This window comes from Pseudomonas sp. KH_040 (assembly GCF_057839305.1).
Genome location: NZ_CM174487.1, coordinates 3466234 through 3485304, shown reverse-complemented (window position 1 = coordinate 3485304; position 19071 = coordinate 3466234). Strand labels below are relative to the sequence as shown.

Here is a 19071-nt window from a genome sequence, read left to right as displayed (position 1 = left end):
TACCGGATGCTAAATTAGCGTCGCAACGCAAGTCTCCCCCAATCACGCGGGTTTATGGAGAGCAACAGCATGGAAGCCACCCCGGTAGACCGTTCAGCCCCGAGCCGTTACTTGGCAGTGCTGGGCTTATCACTGCTGCTCAACCCCTCAACCCCGGCCATGGCCTTTAACCCCGAGCTGCATTCGGCTTACGCGCTGAAAGCGGCGCAGGCGTTTCAGCGCTGCCCGGGAGTAAAGCTTCCTGCGCAGTTGGGCGAGGCCTTGGCTGATGGAACGGACGCAGAAGACTCAAGCCCGTTGACGATCCTTCAACGCATCACCCACTGGCATTTCTACAACCGCAACGAAAAGCTTGAGCCACTCTGGTTGGTCCAGCGCAATCTGGACGCGATTTTCAACAAACGCATCAAGAAGCTGAACGAGCTGCTGGTGAAACCTGATGCCGACCCGGTTGCGGTCTACGAGCAAGCAGGAAGGGTTTTGCATTACATACAGGACATGAGCGTCCCCGGCCATGTGGTGCCGGCTTACCACGCAAAGTTACCGGGCAATCATTCCGATCCATTTGATGAGTTCGAGAGCATTGAAGCGCTGCCAGTGTTCGACTTGTCTGACGTGCAGTGTCAGGCGCTTCGTGATGAGGCGGATAAAGCCGATGCCAACCCTCGACGTTTTCTGGACGCCGCTGCCACAGCAACCTTGCAAGCGATAGAGCAGATAGACGCGGCCGGTAAACCTGTCGTCGACGGTGCATGGAACGCATATTGGGTTTACCCCGCGCGAAACACCGATGAAGCCCGCAAAGGTTGGGGCCAATACGGTACCTGCGAATTTGCAAAGGGCAATGTCAATGCTGGGTGCAAGCGTGAAGAAGAGCTTGTGGCGTTGTTCGAACAACAGTCTCGGCAGGCTCAGAGAAACTCGGTGCTGATGCTTTTTTATGTGCAAAAGAAGCTGGCCGAAGCAGGCCAGAAAAACGCCAGTGCAATGGCTGATCAATAGTGGGGACTGAAATTTAGAATGCGCCGCTTAATAACTCATGGATGTGTTGTCGTCAGTGTTGCGATGCTGTGTTCAGGATGTACCTCCTATGCGACCGTGCCGACAATCAACGAACACGCTGGAACCGCAACCCAGGAAATCATCTCCAGCTTCAGCTACGAAGTAGACTCTCCCTGGAAAAACAGTCGCCTTGGCAAAGACGCCTACGCGCTGACAAAAAGCATGTTTCCAAATGCACAGGATCACAGCTCCGGGCCTGTAGCTTCGAAACTGCCTGCATTGGAAATAAAAGTCTCGGAATTTTCATTGGGTGGCGCTTGCACACAAGAGTATTTTACGGGGTTGAGTTTTGGTTTGATTCCGAGTTGGTGTACGAGGCCAGACCTGTTCAAGTTTGATTTCATTCTGAATAAAGAAAACGGCGTTTGCAGGCAAAAAACCTATTCAGTAAACGCCACAACGGTTTCACATCTCGTGGTGATTCCATTTGCACTGTCGCAGCCCGACAATCGACCACTGACCCTTTATCAGGCTTCGCTAAAAGATTTCCTTCAAGCCGATCAATGTTCCAAAGACTTGTGACCGGCGCATCAGGCCTTCAAAAATCTCGCGGCGTAACTGACAAACAACAACAGGAAAACCAAGCCACCCAATGCGACCACCAGCGTACTGAGATGCGCAACCATGCCGATGAACGCTGGGCCCATGAGAATGCCGGCGTAGCCCATCGAGATGATCGCCGGAATCGCGGTGCGCTGGGGCATGCGCTGTTGCCGGCCCGCCGCAGTAAACAGCACCGGGACAATGTTCGAGCAGCCGATGCCGACCAAAGCATAGCCCAGCAATGCCGCCTGCCAGCTCTCGAACACAAGCGAAACCAACATGCCGGCCGCGGCGCAGATCCCGCCCAGCGCCACCACGCGAACGCCACCCAGTCGGCTGACGATGGCATCTCCGGTCAGGCGCCCGAGGGTCATCGCCGCGGCGAAGCTCGCATAACCCAAACCGGCGTAGCTGGGTTCCATTGCACGTTGCGAGGCGAGAAAAACCGCGCTCCAGTCAAGCATGGCGCCTTCCGTCAGGAAAACAATGAAACACAGGCTGCCCAACAGCAGCACGATCCCCCGTGGCATCGCCAACAACGGGCCGTCTCTCTCGGTGCCATAGGGCAACAAACTCGGCGCAGCCTTGTACAGTGCGGCGAGGATGATCGCCACCAGACTCAGCACAGACAACAGCGGATCCAGCCCCAGGCTGAGCATCGCCGTCATGGCCCCGGCACCGGCGATACCGCCGACACTGTAAAGCCCGTGGAACCCGGATTGCAGGGTTTCGCCGCTGTTCTTTTCAACAATGATGGACTGGATATTGATCGCGCAATCGAGCATGCCCATGCTCGCGCCGAACCCCAGCACCGCAAGGGCCAGCCCCGGCAGCCAGGCTAGATGGCTCAGCATCGGCAACACTGCGCACAACGCGACAGTCGAGCAGATGATCACTGGCCGACAGCCAAACCGTGCAGTCAGATAACCGGCAAACGGCATGGCGACGATCGAGCCGATACCAAATCCCAGCAACAACAGGCCCAGTCCGCCGTCGTCCAGTCCGGTACGCGCTTTCACCAACGGCACGAGTGGCGCCCAGGCCGACATCACAATGCCGGTGATCAAAAATACAATGCGCGTCGACACGCGTTCGCCGTAGTTTGCATAAGTCGCCACGGATGATGTCGAGGTGTTCATTGAGGCGGACATCCTTATCGGTGTCTCCCGGCTTTTTTTGGCGACGAACCGGAATAACAGGTTTTCGAGACGAAAGAGTCCCTGCCAGCATCCGTCGGGATGCTGGCAGGGAGCAGGGTTAACATGAGTGAACAGAGCGCAGATCAGCCAACAGACTTCAACGGAATAGGGCCTTTGAGCCGATCCATCATGGTCGCGCAATACCAGTCATCGAACTGACAAACGCCGGTCTCGGCGGTTTCCGAATAAGGACCCGGCTCGTACGAAGGCGAAGTCACGCCACGCTGGGTACCCTCGACCAGCGTGCGGTCCTGATCGTTGGTGGCAATCCAGACTTTGGTCAGGCGCTCGATATCGTAATCAACACCTTCCACTGCGCTGTCCGGTACCAACCATTTAGTGGTGACCAAGGTTTCGGTGGCGCTGATCGGCAGCACCCGGAAGCTCAATGCATGGTCACCGAGGAAGTGATTCCAGGTGGACGGGTAGTGGAAGTACAGCAGCGCGCCGATGTCCGCTTCAGCTGTCTTGTCCAGGCGACCGGCAACGGCCGGTTTGCCGTCCATGGTGTAGCTGACGGCGCCGGATGACAGCGGAATACGGGTCATGCGGAACTGGCCGTTGATATCCATCACCAAACGGCTTGGCAACCCGGCGCTCTCGCACTTGGACCAGTAGGCCGAGAGTTCGGGATCATCTTCACCACTGATGCCGCCCACCGACAGGTTATCGACGAACGAATGCAACAGTTCCGGGTGTGAGCCGTCGCAGTGATAGCACTCGCGATTGTTTTCGAAGACCAGTTTCCAGTTGCCTTTCTCGATGATGTTCGACTCGAACGCCACTTTGCAGTTTTCAAGATAGTGCGGCGCGATGAAAGGGCTGACGGCTTTGCGAAAACCCTCGAAGTCCGGGGCCTTGGCGGCCACGCAGACGTAAATGTAGGTATCGACGATCTCGCAGTGAACGCTTTTCAGGCTGTATTGGGATTTGTCGAAATCCTGGCCCATGTTGCCGGCGAACAACAGGTTGCCATCCAGCTCATACGTCCACTTGTGATACGGGCAAACCATCTTCGCCACTTTGCCGTGATCGGCCTCGCAGATTTTTGCGCCACGGTGACGGCAGGCGTTATGGAACGCCCGGACCTCGCCGTCTTTGCCGCGCACCACTGCAACGGGGTAGTCACCGATCTGCAGGGTGAAATACTGCCCCGGCTTGGTAATTTCAAAGGTGTGGCCGGCGAAGATCCAGTCCTTGTGCCAGATCTGCTCAAGATCCTGACGGTAAACGCTTTCATTGCTGTAAAGGGCGCCCGGCAGCGAATGCCAGGGTTTGCGCTGTGCGATCAGGTCAAAAACGCTTTCTTTATTCATTATTATCCTCCCAGGGGCGACATAGCCCTCAGCCTATAGGGCGCAGGACAGCGATCACAAACGACATTTGCTGTGGGCAATTCATGCGTTGGGGTTATCGATGATGTCTGACTGGCGTGCCAGCACTGGGTGAAAAATCGGTTCCAGAACCGTAATGGCGCAGCTGGATTGTGCAATGTGTTTGATCGCTGTTTTCACCTCGGCGCTGCGTTCTACACCGAGACCGCTGGCGAACAGATCAAATTTCTGACTCAGCTCTTCAGCGCTGAGGGCCGTTTCGGGATCGCCACGCGCGGCGGTGACCGGACTGACCAGCACGGCACCGTTTTTCAGGTTGATGGTCAGTCGCGAGAGGATTTCGTCGGGGAATCGGGCGGAGATATCGGCGGCTTCGACGATTTCGATACGGCGGCTCAACGCCAGAATATCTTCGGCAAAAATCGCCGCCCCGGTGACTTCCTCCGGACCAACCTTGCCCCGCACAATCAGTGCGGCCAGCGGAAAGGCGAGGGCATACTGCGCCTCATCGGCGTCATTCGGCGTATGCCCCTGCAAACACATCGACTCGTAGAACGTTTCCACACGAACGGTTTCAATCGAGTCGGCATCGAGCTGAGGATTTTCCCGCTGCAGTTCGAGCATGGCGGTCAGCGCCGGTTGCGCCCAGCGGCAGACTGGCCAGGGTTTGAAGTACTGACTGTCGATCTCCCAACGTGTACCAATGTCGCTCCAGTATTCAGCGACGGTGACGTCTTCAACTGTTTCTGCCGGCGCACCGGTGATGCCTTCCCGGGCCATGAGCAGCGCATTCAATCCCGCAAATGCCCCTGCACCGTGGGCATCGCGCAGCATGGTCGGCGCTTGCACCACGCGCATCATCGGGCAGCGTGCACTGAAGTATTCGGCGATGCCCAAGGCATGGCGAAATGTCGGCTCATCGAAGCCCAGCAAACGCGCGCCGGCACAGACCACGCCCAGCGCGGAAAAACCACCCGATGCGTGATAAGTCGGCGAGGTCGCCATCAAGGCGGAACCGGCCCGCAGCGCCGTTTCATAACCGATACACAGTGCGCTCAGTAGCGCATGGCCGCTGATCGACTGGCCTTGATGATGCAGCGCATCGGCGAGGGCAAGCACGGCGGGAACAACGGTCGCTCCGGCGTGCCCCTTGGATTTGAAGTGGCCTTCGTGGGCGTCGAGGCTGTCAGCGCTGAAACCTCCGGCCCAAGCCGCACCGAGTACGTTGACGCGCTGCCCGGCAAAGATCAGGCGACTGCTGTAGGCGCCCGCCGGGTAATGCTGTTCGGCAAAACGCCGCATCGCGATACTGGTGTCATTGCTGGCCGCGCCGGCCATGACGCCGACGATATCCAGCAGACTGTCCTGCACAATTGCACGGGTCTTGAACGGGGCATCGAGGAAATCAAAGTCGCGACAGAATTCGAAGAGTGACATTCAACAATCCCTTCCTGTGAGTTGCGCCGGGCCGATCATGGCCGGCGCAACTCAACAATGAGCCACGGGGAGGGTGCCGCTCTAGCAACATTTTCGTCGGGCTATTGATAACCAAATCATCCGACGACGGTGCGGTGCGGATTAACGGCGGGGAAACTTCGCCAGAATCCATTCACGAAAACGCCGCAACTCGTCTTCGTTTTCGGAGCTTTCGCGACAGCTCAGGTAGTGCCAGCTGTTGCGCAATTGCACCTGCTGCTCGATCGGTCGCACCAGCAACCCTTGCTGCACCAACCCCGTGACCAAGTGATTCCAGCCCAGCGCAATGCCCTGATGGGTCAAGACCATGCTGATGAGTAGGTTGTAGTCGTTGGCGTTGAAGATTTGGGGGCTGTTCGGCGGACGGTCATCGATATCGATGGCCTGAAACGCCAGCCACACGCCCCAGTCGACATGCTCGGCGACTTGCGAGCGGCCATAGGGACTCAGGTTGAGCAATGCCGAATCGCGCACGCCTTCGATCGTCGAAATTTCCGGGTGTTTCTCCAGATACTGCGGGGTGCACACCGGATAAATCACGTCGTGGCACAACGGATAGCTTCTATAACCGTCACGGATGCGCGAAATCTTGGTGATGAAGATGTCCGGCTGCACACCGGGTTCCATTGTCAGAAAGTTCTGCGTGGTGATCAGGTTGAGTTCGATATCCGGGCACTGCGCGAAGAACTCTTGCAGATGATTCGACAGCCACAGTGCGGAAAAGGCCGGCGAGCAACAGACGGTGAGGACCTTCTTGGTCGACTGGCTGCTGCGGATGCGTTCGGCGGCCTGCGCGATGTTGACGAACGACAGTTGCGCGGCATCGAAGAACACCGCGCCGGCCGCCGTCAGCTCCACCGCCCGGCCGACGCGGGTAAACAGTTGCGCGCCCAGATAACTTTCCAGTTCACGAATCTGCCGGCTGATCGCGGCTTGGGAAACGCACAGCGCCTCCGCCGCGCGGGTAAAGCTTTCGTATTTGGCCGCGGCGACAAATGCCTTCACAGCCCTCAAGGACGGCATTTTCAGCAGGATGGTGTCAGGGTCGACATGCTTGCTCATTCGTACACTCTCCTAACGATACAGCTCCCCAACGAAGCGCGAGGAGGGTAACGGAACCGTGCGGGGAGGGCTACGCGAGCGTCGCTGTGAGGATAGACCCGGTCGCTCATGGTGCTGACGCGGCACTCGGCAATGGCTGTCGTCGCAACCGATAACCCGACGTTATCGAATTGTCCCTGTAAATGTAGTTGGATTAAGCGGGGTGATGCTAATAGATTTGAAACATCCCTTTTTCCTGGGACCTCAAAAATAATAAAAGGAAGCCCGTCGTGAAGACATCTATTCATTACCGCTGCCGCTTACAATTATTTTTGCTCGTTTGCCTGTCGCTTAATGCGAAAGACGCACGATGCGAAGGAGGCAAGGTATGACAAGTTCCGACGAGATCATCTGCGTAAAGAATGTTTTCAAAGTCTTCGGTACGCAGCCAGCACTTGCCATGAAAATGGTTAAAGAAGGTGCAACAAAAGCTGAAGTGTTCAAAAAGACCGGTCAGGCGATTGGCGTTTTTGATGCCAACTTCTCTGTTCGCCGCGGTGAGATTTTCGTCATCATGGGTTTGTCCGGCTCGGGCAAATCGACCATGGTCCGATTGTTCAACCGGCTGATCGAACCGACGTCCGGGCAGATCTTTCTCAATGGCAAGGAAATCACCGGCCTGGGCGACAAGGACTTGTTGCAGGTTCGCCGCAAAGACATGGGCATGGTCTTCCAGTCGTTTGCATTGATGCCGCACATGAGCGTCATCGACAACGTTAGCTTCGGTCTGGAAATCAGCGGTGTCAGCGAAAAAGAACGCTATTGCCGCGCGATGGGCGCACTGGAGCAGGTCGGGCTTTCGGGGCAGGAGCTGAGCTTTCCTCACCAACTCTCCGGCGGCATGCAACAACGTGTCGGCTTGGCCCGCGCGCTGGCCAACGATCCCGCCATTCTGCTGATGGACGAAGCGTTCTCGGCACTCGATCCGATGATTCGCAGCGAGATGCAGGGCGAACTGATCAAGCTCCAGGCCGAGCAGGATCGCACCATCATTTTCATCTCCCACGATATTGAAGAAGCGGTTCGCATCGGTCACCGCATTGCGATCATGGAAGGCGGACGCGTGGTGCAAATCGGCACGCCGCGTGAACTTCTGTGCAACCCGGTAAATAAATATGTGCGTGTTTTCTTTAATGGTTTCGACACCAGTCGCATTCTGAAAGCGGGTGATATCGCCCAGCAGGATTGCAATGTCGCTTATATACCGGGCGGGCAAATACCGATTAAAGCCGAAGCGTCTCTTCGAGACATCTTTCATATTGTCGCTGCCTCGGCAACGCCCATGCCGGTGGTAGATGAAGTTGGACTTTATAAAGGTTCGATTTCGCAGGGCCATCTTCTGAGCTGCCTGTGTAACAGCTGAACCGAGAATAATCAGAATTGATATGCCGTTTCTGAGTGCGAGGTAGCATCATGTCAGACTTCAACTTTTTAGATCCCTTTCAAAGTCTCAATATTCCTTTGGGATCCTGGGTGGAAACCGCCCTTAAATATCTGGTGCATAACTTCAGGGAAGTGTTTCGCTCGATCCGCTGGCCGGTCGATCAAGTGCTGGACGGTGTGCAGTGGGGACTGCTGTCGGTTCCGCCGACGGTCTTCATCATCATTGCCGGGCTGATCAGTTGGCAGATTGGTGGCAAACGCATTGCCATTTTCAGCGTCGCCACCCTCACCGGGCTTGGACTGATCGGTGTGTGGAACGATGCCATGGTCACGCTGGCCCTGGTGCTGACATCGCTGTTGTTCTGCGCGGTCTTCGGCATACCGCTGGGCATCTTGTGTGCACGAAGTGATCGCACGGAAATGATCATCCGTCCGGTGCTGGATGCCATGCAGACACTGCCGGCGTTCGTCTATCTGGTGCCGGTGGTGATGCTCTTTGGCATCGGCAACGTACCCGGTGTGATCGTCACCATCATCTTTTCCGTCGCGCCACTGGTGCGGCTGACCAACCTTGGTATTCGCCAAGTCCCAGCGGACAAGGTGGAAGCCGCCCGCGCATTCGGCTGCACGGCCACGCAAATGCTGATGAAGGTGCAGTTGCCGTTGGCGGCGCCAACGATGATGGCCGGCCTCAATCAGACCTTGATGCTGTCGCTATCGATGGTTGTGGTCGCCTCGATGATTTCGGTGGGCGGTCTCGGCTTGATGGTGTTGAGCGGCATCGGCCGCCTCGACATGGGCCTGGCCAGCGTCGGCGGTGCCGGGCTGGTGCTGCTCGCGGTATTCCTTGATCGACTGACCCAGGCAATGGGTGAGCGCAGCAGCGATCTGGCCTCCGGTCAGCGCTGGTATGAAAGCGGCCCTGTGGGGCTGGTCATGAAACTGAAGAAAAAGAAGAACGTTGCACGTCCAGTGACGAATTGAGTTGGCCTGCTCACCCCATTAAAAATTCCAAGCGTGGTGAAACATGAAACTGACAAATCTCAAGAAAAGCGTGGTTGCGAGCCTCGTGGCTTCAGTGTTTGGCACCTTGTTGTGCTCGGCGGCCTACGCGGCCGACGCCAACAAACCCGGTGCCGGCGTTTCGATTACGCCGATCTTCCCGACCATCGCCGAAGAGCGCTTCCGTGGTGAAGTGGTGATCGCCGGCCTCAAGGAACTGGGCTACGACGTCAAACAGCCAAAAGAAGTCGACTACCCGGCGATGTTTCTCGCGCTGTCTTACGGCGATGCGGACTTCACCGTGCATGAATGGGAACACCTGCACCAAGCGTTTTATGAAAAGGCCGGCGGCGATGACGTGATGGTCAAGGTCGGGCAAATCATGAAGGGCGTGCTGCAGGGCTACATGATCGACAAGAAGACTGCCGAGGCTTATCAGATCAAGGATCTGTCGGACCTGAAGAAACCCGAAATCGCCAAGCTCTTTGACAGCAACGGTGACGGTAAGGCTGACCTGACCGGCTGCAACCCGGGCTGGGGCTGCGAGATCATGGTTGAACACCACATGAAAGCCTACGGTCTGGGGCCCACCGTGGTCGACAACCGCGGCTCGTACTTCGCGTTGATGGCGGACACCATTGCACGCTTTCAGCAAGGCAAGCCAGTGCTGTTCTTTACCTGGGTTCCGCAGTGGATCGCCAGCGTATTGGTGGAAGGGCGTGACGTGGTCTGGTTGCCGGTGCCGTTCACCTCGCTGCCGGATGGCCAGGAAAGCAAGGACACCTTCCATGATGGCAAGAACCTCGGCTTCCCGGTGGACACGGTCAACGCCGTGATGAACAAAGAGTTCGCCGAGAAGAACCCGGTGGCGCGCAAATTCCTCTCTGAAGTCAGCATCCCGACCGCCGCTGAAAGTGCGCAAAATCTGCGCATGCAGAACGGTGAAAAGTCGCTGGCCGACATCAAACGTCATGCCGCGGAATGGATCAAGGCCAACCAGCAAGCCTATGACGGCTGGTTGAGTGACGCACGGGCGGCAGCGAAGTAATCGGTTCGAACACGGGTTGGCGGCGGGCCGTGCCAGTCGCCAAACCAACGGGTTGTCGTTTCAAGTGAAGGTGAGCGGGTGAGGCAAGATGGAAACGTTCCAGAGTCCGTTGAAACAACAGAACATCGGCTTTCGCCATTCCACCTTGATGTCGGGCCATGAACGGGTGGTGCGGGTGGCTTTTATTCTGCTCGATCATTTTTCGTTGACGACCCTTTCAACGGCGATGGATGCCTTTGCCACTGGAAACCTGATCAACGCTGAGACGATTTACACGGTATCGACCTACTCACTGCAGGGCGGGCTGGTTGAAAGTGATATCGGCGTGTCACTGGTCTCGCAAAGGCTGGTGGCGGAAGGCTTCAGTCATGATGCAGTGATTGTCGTCGGAGGTCAGCGTGTGAGGCTTGCCACGCAGCCAGTGCTGCGCCGAGTACTGAAGAAGTCCGCGAGCAAAGGGATCGTTGCCGGTTGCTGGAATGCCGCGTTTTATCTGGCCGATGCCGGTTTGCTCGAGACTGGGGAGTTTGCTTGTCACAGCGACAGCTGCGGTCTGATCAATGAATATTTCCCGCAGTTGAACGTTTCGACTCGCGAGTTTATTTGCGCACAGCGCCGAGCCACTTGCGCCAACGCTCATTCGGCGCTGGATATGACCCTGGCGATCATGCAGGAACTGGGCGCGCGCAACGATGCGCCACTGGTTGATGAAATAAAAAGGGTTCACCAGTCTGGACATCTTCAACCGAAGACTGCCGACAGTCTGCGCTGTTCAGCGATTCCCAAGCCTTTGAACATCGCGCTCGACTTGATGGAAAAAAACATTGAGGAACCGTTGGAAATTGACGCAATCGCCAGCCAGGTTGGCGTGTCTCGCCGGCAATTGGAAAGAAGGTTTGCCCGCTATCTCAATGCCGCACCCAATCGATACTACCTGGAACTGCGTTTGACTCGGGCTCGGCAACTGATTGTGCAAAGTGATCGTTCGTTGACGGATGTGGCACTGGCCACCGGGTTTGTCAGCTATCCGCACTTCTATAAACGCTTCAAGGATCTGTTTGGCTTACCGCCCATGACCTTCAGGGATTACTACTACGCCAACGACTATGCCAGTAGCGGACGTTATGCCGTGGCGGCCGGTTTTTAAAACAAACAGTCAATCGTCACTGTTTGCGCAAGTGCCAGTTTTGCAAGTTTCCGGATCAACGCCACTGCGTGCGTTTGCTTTGTGCGCGTGCGTTTTGCAACTTCAACGATTAACGGTTTAACACTATGAAAGTCAGTTCATTACCCGCCGATGATGATAGTTGTGGCTGGTTTCATTTGAGCAAGCTACGCAGTCCCGAGCCGGCTCACCGTGGGCACCGTTCAGCCCGCTGGGTGATCATCGGTGCCGGCTTCACGGGACTGGCGTGCGCGCGGCAACTGGCGTTGAATTTTCCCGACGATGAAGTGGTGCTTATCGAAGCGCAGGAAGTCGGACTGGGCCCGTCGGGGCGTAATGCCGGTTTTGCCATTGATCTTCCCCATGATATTGGCGCTGAGGATTACATCGGTGACATCGCACTGGCACGCACCAGTTTGAAACTCAATCTGGCCGGCCAATCGATACTTCGCGAGCTGGTCAATCAATACCGCATCGAATGCCAGATGAAAGCCTGCGGCAAATATCAGGCAGCGGTAGAGAACCGCGGTATCGCTGTACTCGATGCCTATCGCCGGGGCCTGGAAAAACTCGATCAGCCTTTTCAGATGATTGATGCCGATGAGTTGCCCGAACATTTGGGCACGCGGTTTTACCGCAAGGCGTTGTTCACGCCGGGCGCAGTGTTATTGCAACCGTCCGGACTGGTAAAAGGCCTCGCCGACAACTTGCCATCGAACGTCACGCTGTATGAGCGCACGCCGATTCTGGAAGTGGAGTACGGCACCAAGACGCTGCTCAAACATGCCCACGGCAGCATCACTGCCGACAAACTGATTCTGGCGAACAACTCGTTCGGCATGCGCTTCGGTTTCCTGCAAGGGCGCATGTTGCCGATCTACACCTACGCGAGCATCACCCGGCCGCTGACCGAAGAAGAACAGGCACGGCTGGGCGGCAAACCGTTCTGGGGCGCCATTCCGGCGGATCCGTTCGGCACCACGGTGCGCCGAACCCCGGACAACCGTTTGCTGATCCGCAACAGTTTCACCTTCAACCCGGATGGTCGCAGCAACAGTAAATACAACGAGCGTTTCGTGCGCCGGCACAAGGCTTCATTCGATCAGCGTTTCCCGATGTTGCCGGACGTGACGTTCGACTACACCTGGGGCGGCGCCTTGGCCATGTCACGCAACCACAACGGTTTCTTCGGTGAACTGGCGCCTAACGTTTATGCCGCACTGGGATGCAACGGTCTGGGTGTCACGCGCGGAACCGTCACCGGCAAGTTGCTCGCTGACTGGCTGGCGGGGCAGCGTGACCCACTGATTGATTTCCTGTTGCAGGCGCCAGGACCCAACAGCAACCCGCCAGAACCGTTCCTTTCGCTTGGGGTGAACATGAACCTCAAGTGGGGGCAGTACCGCGCCGGGAGAGAAAGCTGAGTCTGCGTTGACCGGTCGCTGAAGCCTCGTCGCTCTGCTGCCGTCCTGAAGGCTTGCGCCGCCAATAATCACGGTCTGCCCGGCATGCCGTCGGGCGCACGGATTGAACATTGAACCACTGGAGAAAACGCTATGAACTTTGACGGAATTTTTACCCCTGCGATTACCCCGTTGTCCGCTGATGGCCAGATCGACTATTCGGCGTTCTCCGACGTGCTCGAATATCTGATCGAGTCCAAGGTTCACGGCATCGTTATTGGCGGCTCCACCGGCGAGTATTACGCGCACACCGCCGAGGAGCGCGTGGCCGTCGCCGAGCGAGCCAAAGAGGTTATTCGCGGACGTTTGCCTCTGGTCATCGGCACCGGCGGCATTCGTACCGAAGACTCGGTGTACTTCGCCGAAAAGGCCAAGTCCCTGAAAGCGGACGCCATCCTGGTCGGTTCACCACCGTATGCCTTGCCGACGCAAAAGGAAATTGCCGCCCATGTGCTGGCCGTGGACAAGGCGGCCGGGCTACCGATCATGCTGTACAACTATCCGTCGCGGATGGGCGTGGCAATGGGCGACGAGTTTTTCGAGGCGATTGCCGGCTGCAAGAACATCGCCGCGATCAAGGAAAGTTCGGGTGAGATGAGTCGCCTGCACCGTCTGGCTCACGCTCATCCGTCGATCCAGTTGTCCTGTGGCTGGGATGATCAGGCGCTGGAGTTTTTCGCCTGGGGCGCGCGCAGCTGGGTATGCGCCGGCTCGAACTTCATCCCGCGTGAACACATTGCGCTCTACGAAGCCTGTGTCCTCGAGAAAAATTTCGATAAGGGCCGGCGGATCATGTCGGCGATGTTGCCATTGATGGATTTCCTCGAGAGCGGCAAGTTCGTGCAGTCGATCAAACACGGTAGCGAACTCAGTGGCCTGCGTGCTGGCGGTGTGCGGGCGCCACTGCAACCGCTGGAGCCTGCCGAGAAGCAAGCGCTGGAAAGCGTGATCAAAACCCTGCAGAAGAACGTCGCGCGTATCGTCGAGGTGGCTTGAAATGGCAGACCTGCTGAGTAAAGAGCAATACCTCGAACTGGCTGCGAAGCTCGAATTTCGCAACCAAGCGTTTATCAACGGCCAGTTTTGCGCCTCCAGATCGGGCAAGACATTTACCACGACCAACCCGGCCACCGAACAGGTATTGACCGAGATTGCCGCGTGCAATGCCGAGGACGTCGATGTCGCCGTTGCAGCGGCCAAGGAAGCCTTCGATGACGCACGCTGGCATTCACTGGCGCCGTCCGCACGCAAATCGGTATTGCAGCGCTTTGCCCAATTGCTGGAGGACAACGCCCATGAGCTGGCAGTGCTGGAAAGCCTGGACAGTGGCAAGCCGATTCGTGAATGCCAGAACATCGATGTGCCAGAGACGATTCATACGTTGCGTTGGCATGCCGAGCTGATCGACAAGATCTACGACGCTACGGCCCCCGTCGGCTCGGGTGCGGTGACCATGGTTGTGCGTGAACCGATTGGCGTTGTCGGCCTGGTGTTGCCGTGGAATTTCCCGCTGCTGATGCTCGCCTGGAAAATCGGCCCGTCGCTCGCCGCAGGCTGTTCGATCGTGGTCAAACCGGCCAAGGAAACCACCTTAAGCACCTTGCGCGTCGCCGAACTGGCGTATCAGGCTGGGATTCCCGCCGGCGTGTTCAGCGTCGTGCCCGGGGGAGGGAAAGAAGCGGGCGAGCCGCTGGGCCGTCACCCGGATGTGGCGATGGTCAGCTTCACCGGATCAACCGATACCGGGCGGCTGTTTCTCAAATACTCCAGCGAGTCGAACCTGAAACGCATCGTGCTGGAATGTGGCGGCAAGAACCCCGCCGTGGTGATGAATGATGTCGAAGACATCGACCTCGTCGCTCAGCACGTGGTGAACGGCGCGTTCTGGAATATGGGTGAAAACTGCTCGGCCTCTTCGCGCCTGATCGTCCACGCCGACGTCAAGGATGAACTGCTGCAGCGTGTGCAGGTTCATTTGGGTGACTGGAAAATGGGTGATCCACTGGATCCTGAAAACCGCCTGGGTTCGATGATCAGCAAAGCGCATTTCGACAAGGTGCGCTCCTACCTTGACGTGGCCCGCGACGAAAACCTGCATGTGCTGGTGGGCGGCAAAACCCGCCAGGATATTTTCGTCGAACCGACTATCGTTGACGGCGTGAGTCGCGATAGCCGTTTGTTCCAGGAAGAGATTTTTGGCCCGGTACTGAGCGTCACCACGTTCCAGACCGTTGACGAAGCGATTGAGCTGGCCAACGACACGGCCTACGGCCTGGCTGCATCGGCTTACACCGGCAACCTGCGCCATGCCCTGAAACTCTCACGCGGGATTCGCGCCGGGATTGTCACGGTGAACTGCTTCGGTGAGGGCGACGCCTCTACGCCATTCGGCGGCTACAAAGAGTCGGGGTTTGGCGGACGCGATAAGTCGATCTGGGCGCACGACCAATACACAGAGATCAAAACCATCTGGATTGATGCTTCCTGATAACGCCTTGACGCAACAAATCGCATCGCCCCGACCACTGAATTGAGTGGCGGGGCGATTGCCACATACCGTAACCCCCATCCATGAGCTGGACTGGTTAGTGGCCACGTCAGCAGAAAGCTTTCAGTCATCCGCTTTTCTGCAGACATTTTGAACCTAACTCGACATCGGTGGCTCAACCGGGAAATGTTCGGGGTGGGCGAAATGAACGCGTTCAAGAATCAACTGACATTCGCACAAGAAACCAGATTACTCGCCTTGGCGGCCTGGCAACGTGCACTGGAAAACCTTGAATTGCGAATGGACTGCCCAGACGCCTATCACGACGAACTGCTGCGCCAGTCGGATGAAATGGATCGCTTGGGCATACTCAGTTGGGACGAGTGGCGCGACCAACGAAGGCAAGCAGACGTCGCCTACCTGCGCGCAGTCGCTGGAGACGATTACCATTGAGGTCATGTACGTTGGTTATCCGCATCCGCTGAAAAGATCGAATCAACATAACAGGAGTTCCCATGTCCGAGCCGTTGACCTCATCAGCCGCACCAGCACGCTCCTGGTTCGCTCGTTTCTCGGGGTCTGGATGGGGCGGGCGCGTCTTCTGGTCAATTCTGATCGGGGTGACAATCTTCCTGCTGATCAGCGGGTATGGCGCCTTCGTCGGGGCCAACAAACAGAATCTGTACTTCGCCTTTATCGGTGGCATGACCGGCTTCGCTGCGACGGCAATCGGTGCTGTCGTAGCGATTGCGTTACGAGACATCGCCGCCCGAACCCAAGACATCATGCTCGGCTTTGCCGCCGGGATGATGCTGGCCGCCAGTTCGTTTTCGCTGATTCTGCCGGGCATAGAAGCGGCTCAGGCGCTTTGCGGTAATCAGTTGCTCGCAGCCTGCGTCGTCGTTGCAGGATTGGGATTGGGCGTAGCGCTGATGGTCGGCCTTGATCGTTTCGTGCCTCACGAACACGAGAAAAGCGGACGCCGCGGGCCGGATGCGCAGCGCATCAATCGTGTCTGGTTGTTCGTTCTGGCAATCACACTGCATAACCTGCCGGAAGGCATGGCCATTGGCGTGAGCTTCGCCAACGGCGACATGAAGGTCGGATTGCCGCTGACCGCGGCGATCGCCATTCAGGATATTCCCGAAGGTCTGGCTGTCGCCCTGGCATTACGCGTGACAGGCATCTCAGCACTTCGCGCCGCGCTTATTGCGGTGGGCTCAGGGTTGATGGAACCGATTGGCGCCATTGTCGGACTGGGTATTTCCAGCAGCTTTGCGTTGGGATATCCCATTGCGCTCGGTTTGGCGGCCGGGGCGATGATTTTTGTGGTCTCCCATGAGGTCATTCCCGAGACTCATCGCAACGGGCATGAGACCCCGGCGACCTTGGGGCTGATGCTCGGCTTTGGGGTGATGATGTTTCTCGATACTGCTTTGGGTTAATCACGAACCTGACCACTGGAGAGAAACCCTCACGCACTGGCTTTAACCTCAGCCTTGACCACTGATTTACGATAAGTCAGCAAAACGATGCCCATGACCACAATCACCCCGCCGAGAATCTGTCCTTTGCTGAGCATTTGGTCCAGCACAATCCAGCCCATCAGCAGCGTTGCCAATGGCTCGATGTTCATGACCGGCGCATTGCGCGGCATGTCGAGGCGAGGCACGGAAATGAACAGGACGATAAAACCTGTGCCGTATAGCACCACCAACGTGGCGAGGGCCAGCCATCCGGTCGAGGTGGCGGGCAGGTTCAATCCGCCGGGAAGGGCGCCCGTCAGCCCTGCCAGGTTGACGCTGCTGAACACGATGAAAATGGTCAGCAGACTGCGCACCGAGCCACGTACCTGAGACAGTTTGTGGTCGGTGATCCACAGCGCGCAGGCGAACACGCTGGCGGCGCAGAATGCGAGCGCGACGCCGGTCAGCCATTGCGCACTGACGTCCGTCGTGGTCGAGAGACGCCCGGGGACATCCAGCACAAACACCAGGCCCAGTAGAATCAAACCCATCAACGTCGCGGTACGTGCGCTCGGTCGCGGGCCACCCAGTGCCCAGGTGAGCAATGCCAGCAGAATGGGGAATACGTTCGCCACCAGCAGGGCCAGCGCCACCGGCACCCGTGCGACAGCAGAGTAGAGGCACAGACTCTGCGCAGTGATCAGCAGCCCCAGCAACAGTTGCCAGCGCCAGGCACCCGCCGGCAAGCGCAGGCTTTGTCTCTGCCACAGCACCAAGATGGCGAGCACCAGCAAGGTCCCGCCGGAACGCATTAAAATCGCCAGCAGCACACCCGCGCCATCATCAAATGCGACTCGCGCCGCCACATGATTGCCGGCAAACGCACAGCCCATGCACAACAGAATGATCACCGCCAGATAACGGGGGTAGGGCGGCGGTACGGTTTGCGTAGCGGCAGGGCGAGGCATGGCAGATCTCAGGATTGTTAGCCGTTCGAACGACTTGGTTTTTATTGGTTGTCGTACAACTAGCCCGTTTTATCGCATTCGGCGACGTCGGGCAATAGTCCTGAAAGCGCACAGCTACGCATAAGTTCAGCGTTATGGTGGATTTTTACCTATTTGATTAAATGTAGAGATCGTATGACTTGATAGGGCAGGGGCGCATCGGCCCCTGCTTGGATTTACACATCATGAGAGGCGGGTGGTCTGCTTCTGCTCAGGCATGAAATGGATAATCGATGTAGCCACGCTGATCCCCGCCAAAGAAGCTGCTCGGATCCGGCGCGTTGAGCGCCAAGCCATCATGCAGCCGACGCGGCAAGTCCGGGTTGGCCAGGAACGGGCGGCCAAACGCAATGATGTCGGCACGATCGGCAACCAGTGCCTGTTCGGCAGATTGCGCATCGTAGCCGCCCGCGAGGATCAGCACGCCGTTCCACGTTTTGCGCAACTGGGCAATGATCGCGTCCCAGCGCGGATCGAAGTTCTCATCTTTGACTGTTCCGACCATCGCAGGCTCGACCAGATGCAGGTAGGCCAGATTCCATTGGTTGAGCGCCTCGACGAGGAGGCCGAAGGTCGCCTCCGGAGTGTCATCACCCATGCCCATGAAGCGGCCCATCGGCGTCAGGCGTACGCCGACCCGTTCGGCACCGACTTCTTCAGCCACGGCCGCAACCACTTCCAGCAGAAACCGCGCGCGATTCTCCACGCTGCCGCCATAGGCATCGTCACGCTGATTGCTGTTGCTGTTAAGAAACTGGTCGAGCAGGTAACCGTTGCCGGCATGAATCTCTACACCGTCCATGCCTGCCTGCAATGCGTTGCGCGCGGCCACGCGGTAGTCCTCGACGATGCCGGCGATTTCCGCAGTTTCCAGCGCGCGCGGCACCGGCACATCGCCCCAGACGCCGTTACCGTTTTCGTCGACGATAAACGTCTTGCCCGGCACCGGCAGTGCGCTGGGCGCAACGGGCAGGCCGGCATCGGGTTGAAAGCTCGGATGGGAAACCCGGCCGACGTGCCACAGTTGCATGAAGATCAACCCGCCGGCCTCATGCACCGCGGCGCTGACGTCACGCCACGCCTCAACTTGCTCAGGGCTGTAGATGCCCGGCGTCCAGGCGTAACCCTGAGCCTGCCGGGAGATTTGTGTGGCCTCGGTGATGATCAGCGCGGCACTGGCCCGCTGGCGGTAGTACTCGGCGTTCATCGGTGTTGGCACATCGCCCGGTTGGCCAGCACGTGAGCGCGTCAACGGCGCCATCGCCACGCGATGGGCGAGGGTGTAAGGACCGAGTGCGAGGGGTTGGAACAGACGACGAGTCATGGGTAGCTCC

Annotated in this window: 17 protein-coding genes; 11 read left to right on the top strand and 6 right to left on the bottom strand. The window is 57.7% G+C overall.

The annotated features are described in order from the left end of the window. Positions 1-69: 69 nt before the first annotated feature. Together AC3IUF_RS15565 and AC3IUF_RS15560 are read left to right on the top strand one after the other, a co-directional pair. Complete coding sequence (locus tag AC3IUF_RS15565; protein WP_095112143.1) at positions 70-1002, top strand: hypothetical protein; 933 nt, start codon at positions 70-72, stop codon at positions 1000-1002. A gap of 18 nt (positions 1003-1020) precedes the next feature. Next, complete coding sequence (locus AC3IUF_RS15560) at positions 1021-1584, top strand: hypothetical protein (protein WP_489278498.1); 564 nt, start codon at positions 1021-1023, stop codon at positions 1582-1584. Between the two features lie 8 nt (positions 1585-1592). Here the strand turns inward: AC3IUF_RS15560 and AC3IUF_RS15555 are convergent, their stop codons facing one another. The 4 genes from AC3IUF_RS15555 to AC3IUF_RS15540 all read right to left on the bottom strand — a co-directional run bounded on the left by AC3IUF_RS15555 (position 1593) and on the right by AC3IUF_RS15540 (position 6676). After that, positions 1593-2744, bottom strand: a complete 1152-nt coding sequence (locus AC3IUF_RS15555; protein WP_489278497.1) for an MFS transporter — start codon at positions 2742-2744, stop codon at positions 1593-1595. Between the two features lie 143 nt (positions 2745-2887). Continuing rightward, on the bottom strand, positions 2888-4123 hold the full coding sequence (locus tag AC3IUF_RS15550) for an aromatic ring-hydroxylating oxygenase subunit alpha (protein WP_447787553.1): 1236 nt from the start codon (positions 4121-4123) through the stop codon (positions 2888-2890). Between the two features lie 78 nt (positions 4124-4201). Continuing rightward, positions 4202-5575 carry an MmgE/PrpD family protein gene (locus AC3IUF_RS15545; RefSeq protein ID WP_489278496.1) on the bottom strand — a complete coding sequence of 458 codons (1374 nt, stop codon included), beginning with the start codon at positions 5573-5575 and terminating at the stop codon, positions 4202-4204. A 141-nt stretch (positions 5576-5716) separates the two neighbouring features. Beyond that, positions 5717-6676: a LysR family transcriptional regulator gene (locus AC3IUF_RS15540; RefSeq protein WP_007913217.1), complete on the bottom strand. Its 960-nt coding sequence runs from the start codon at positions 6674-6676 to the stop codon at positions 5717-5719. A gap of 367 nt (positions 6677-7043) precedes the next feature. Here AC3IUF_RS15540 and AC3IUF_RS15535 point away from each other — a divergent pair, with 367 nt between their 5' ends. From AC3IUF_RS15535 to AC3IUF_RS15495, 9 genes are all read left to right on the top strand, one after another. Beyond that, positions 7044-8078 carry a quaternary amine ABC transporter ATP-binding protein gene (locus AC3IUF_RS15535; RefSeq protein WP_489278494.1) on the top strand — a complete coding sequence of 345 codons (1035 nt, stop codon included), beginning with the start codon at positions 7044-7046 and terminating at the stop codon, positions 8076-8078. Positions 8079-8128: 50 nt separating this feature from the next. After that, complete coding sequence (gene proW / locus AC3IUF_RS15530) at positions 8129-9082, top strand: glycine betaine/L-proline ABC transporter permease ProW (protein WP_489278493.1); 954 nt, start codon at positions 8129-8131, stop codon at positions 9080-9082. A gap of 43 nt (positions 9083-9125) precedes the next feature. Then, positions 9126-10148 carry a glycine betaine/L-proline ABC transporter substrate-binding protein ProX gene (gene proX / locus AC3IUF_RS15525; RefSeq protein WP_447785463.1) on the top strand — a complete coding sequence of 341 codons (1023 nt, stop codon included), beginning with the start codon at positions 9126-9128 and terminating at the stop codon, positions 10146-10148. 88 nt (positions 10149-10236) lie between these two features. Next, on the top strand, positions 10237-11295 hold the full coding sequence (locus AC3IUF_RS15520) for a GlxA family transcriptional regulator (protein WP_414917153.1): 1059 nt from the start codon (positions 10237-10239) through the stop codon (positions 11293-11295). 125 nt (positions 11296-11420) lie between these two features. After that, entirely contained in the window at positions 11421-12737 is a 1317-nt protein-coding gene (locus tag AC3IUF_RS15515; RefSeq protein ID WP_489278492.1) for an NAD(P)/FAD-dependent oxidoreductase, read from the top strand. 132 nt (positions 12738-12869) lie between these two features. Beyond that, complete coding sequence (locus tag AC3IUF_RS15510; protein ID WP_414917151.1) at positions 12870-13772, top strand: dihydrodipicolinate synthase family protein; 903 nt, start codon at positions 12870-12872, stop codon at positions 13770-13772. Position 13773: 1 nt separating this feature from the next. After that, positions 13774-15264 (top strand): aldehyde dehydrogenase, encoded by a 1491-nt coding sequence (locus AC3IUF_RS15505; protein ID WP_489278491.1) that lies wholly within the window; start codon positions 13774-13776, stop codon positions 15262-15264. Between the two features lie 204 nt (positions 15265-15468). Next, positions 15469-15717, top strand: coding sequence for a hypothetical protein (locus AC3IUF_RS15500; RefSeq protein ID WP_489278490.1), 249 nt, complete (start codon positions 15469-15471; stop codon positions 15715-15717). Positions 15718-15779: 62 nt separating this feature from the next. Next, positions 15780-16709 carry a ZIP family metal transporter gene (locus AC3IUF_RS15495; RefSeq protein ID WP_489278489.1) on the top strand — a complete coding sequence of 310 codons (930 nt, stop codon included), beginning with the start codon at positions 15780-15782 and terminating at the stop codon, positions 16707-16709. A 29-nt stretch (positions 16710-16738) separates the two neighbouring features. Here AC3IUF_RS15495 and AC3IUF_RS15490 read toward each other — a convergent pair whose 3' ends face one another. Beyond that, complete coding sequence (locus tag AC3IUF_RS15490) at positions 16739-17698, bottom strand: EamA family transporter (RefSeq protein ID WP_095112155.1); 960 nt, start codon at positions 17696-17698, stop codon at positions 16739-16741. Between the two features lie 250 nt (positions 17699-17948). Further along, positions 17949-19061, bottom strand: coding sequence for an alkene reductase (locus AC3IUF_RS15485; protein ID WP_489278487.1), 1113 nt, complete (start codon positions 19059-19061; stop codon positions 17949-17951). Between the last annotated feature and the right edge of the window lie 10 nt (positions 19062-19071).